Source organism: Pedobacter sp. 01T416_2 (assembly GCF_056398925.1).
Window position 1 is genome coordinate 1 of record NZ_JBFTQI010000892.1, and the last position, 2,248, is coordinate 2,248.

2 protein-coding genes are annotated in these 2,248 nt (G+C 39.8%); one reads left to right on the top strand and one right to left on the bottom strand.

Features of this window, described 5'->3' with window-relative positions; genetic code table 11:
- On the top strand, positions 1–332 hold a 332-nt coding region (locus AC1DPQ_RS25475), incomplete at its 5' end, for a VOC family protein (RefSeq protein ID WP_477611275.1).
- Positions 333–647: 315 nt separating this feature from the next.
- Here the strand turns inward: AC1DPQ_RS25475 and AC1DPQ_RS25480 are convergent.
- Positions 648–1,946 carry an MFS transporter gene (locus tag AC1DPQ_RS25480; protein WP_477611276.1) on the bottom strand — a complete coding sequence of 433 codons (1,299 nt, stop codon included), beginning with the start codon at positions 1,944–1,946 and terminating at the stop codon, positions 648–650.
- Positions 1,947–2,248: the final 302 nt, after the last annotated feature.

Here is a 2,248-nt window from a genome sequence, read left to right on the forward strand (position 1 = left end):
CTACAGGCCCTTCCTCAATTTCGATGCATTTTTCTTTAAGTTCCTGCATCACTTCGCGTAAGGGGAAATCGGTAATAAAACATAGATCGGCTGTTCCGGGCATGGGTTTGAAAGCTTTTGGTTCAAACTCACCTTTCAAACCCATGCCCGGAACAGCCGATCTATGTTTTATTACCGATTTCCCCTTACGCGAAGTGATGCAGGAACTTAAAGAAAAATGCATCGAAATTGAGGAAGGGCCTGTAGAACGCACTGGCGCCAATGGGAAAATCATCTCTATTTACCTCCGCGACCCGGATATGAATTTAATTGAGGTGAGTAATTATTTGTAAACTCCTCGCAAAGACTTTTTGCCACGGAAGCACAGATTGACACGGAGATTGTAACGCTTTCATCGTCCTCGTTTGCAACGAGGATGGAGGAGAAAGGCGATTTTATCGCCATTTAGTTTGTTTATCTGCATTACAAATGCAGATCTCGATAATCCTCGTTACAAACGAGGACTACTTAAGTTGTTTAAAGAAAGGTCTTCGACAGGCTCAGACTGACACATCAACATTTCATTACAAAAAAGGGATGTTTTGATTGCATTAAGATTCCCAATCAAGTTGGGAATGACGCCCCATATTGTATTAAGCTCCAAGAAATTAGTCCTCAATTTTAGAATGGTGTTTGGTATCTTTCATGGTGGTATATAAAATCAGTGAGATTAAAATACATCCGGTTACATACCAATAGAAGTAATTTTCATGGCCGATATTTTTAAACCAAAGCGCAAAATATTCTGCCGTTCCGCCAAAAATGGCAACAGTTAAAGCATAAGGTAAACCTACGCCCAAAGCCCTGATTTCAGCGGGAAACAGTTCTGCCTTAACTACGGCATTAATGCTAGTGTAACCGCTTACAATAATCAAAGCGCCAATCATCAGCAAGAATATGATAGTAGTATTGGTTTCTCCCGCCAAACCGGTTAAAATTGGATAAGTACATAAAGTACCCAGCACACCAAAACCAATTAATAAAGGTTTACGCCCAATTTTATCGGATAACAGGCCAAACAGCGGCTGCATAATGGCAAAAACCAACAGAGAAATGAATGATAATGTTGTAGAGGTTTCTTTACTCAGGTGAACCGTATTCACCAAAAATTTCTGCATATAAGTGCTAAATGTATAAAAGGCAATCGTTCCGCCCAAAGTTAAGCCTACTACGGTAAAAACTTCCTTTGGATATTTCATCAGTACCGTAATGCCACCTTTTTTGTCTCCCGAGTTTTTGCTTTTAAAAGCCGAGGTTTCGTCGATATGTCTCCGCAGGTACAGCGCGATGAAAGAAAGTATCGCGCCGATAAAAAATGGAATCCGCCAGCCCCAATCGTGCAGTTCGGCAGGTGTAAGCAACCAGTTTTGCAAGATTAATTGAATACCCAAAGCCAGTAACTGCCCACCAATCAGGGTTACATATTGAAAGCTTGAATAAAACCCTCTATGTTTTTTAGTGGCCATTTCACTGAGGTAAGTGGCAGAAGTACCGTATTCGCCACCAGTGCTCAAGCCCTGAATCAATCTTGCAAAAATGAGTAACAAAGGAGCCGCAATTCCAATCTGTTTGTAACCTGGGGTTAAACCGATAATCAATGAGCCTATTGCCATGATGAGTACAGAAAGTGTCATCGAACGTTTTCGCCCTAACCTATCTGCAATGCTGCCAAACAGCCAGCCACCGATAGGCCGCATTAAAAAGCCTACTGCAAAAATACCTGCAGTATCTAATAACTGTGCAGTTGGATTACTATTAGGGAAAAAGGCAGGAGAAAAATAAAGCGCAAAAGCAGAATAAGTATACCAATCGTACCACTCCACAAGATTACCGACCGAACCACCAAAAATAGATTTCAACCGATATTCTATATCTTTAATTTCGTTCTGTTGTAATGCTTTTTCCATAATATATAATGATTGAATGAGAGAGTTTTGAATGATTGAATGAAATTTAATTTAAACAACAGTTCTTAACCAAAAATATAATAATTTTATAAGGAAAGAGCTGAGTCCTTTTCACTTTATTCACTCACTCCTTCTCTCATTCAATATTCAATCATTAATAAAATGAAAGATAATTTTTCTACCCAATCTGCCGATTACGCTATCTACCGGCCAACTTATCCGCAAGAATTATATGACTATCTGTTTTCGCTGGTAAAAAGCAAAGAAACGGCGTGGGATTGTGCTACTGGTAACGGACAGGT

Bases quoted from the DNA above. Each gene is read 5' to 3' on its own strand.
- AC1DPQ_RS25480 (WP_477611276.1), bottom strand. From the start codon at position 1,946: ATGGAAAAAGCATTACAACAGAACGAAATTAAAGATATAGAATATCGG.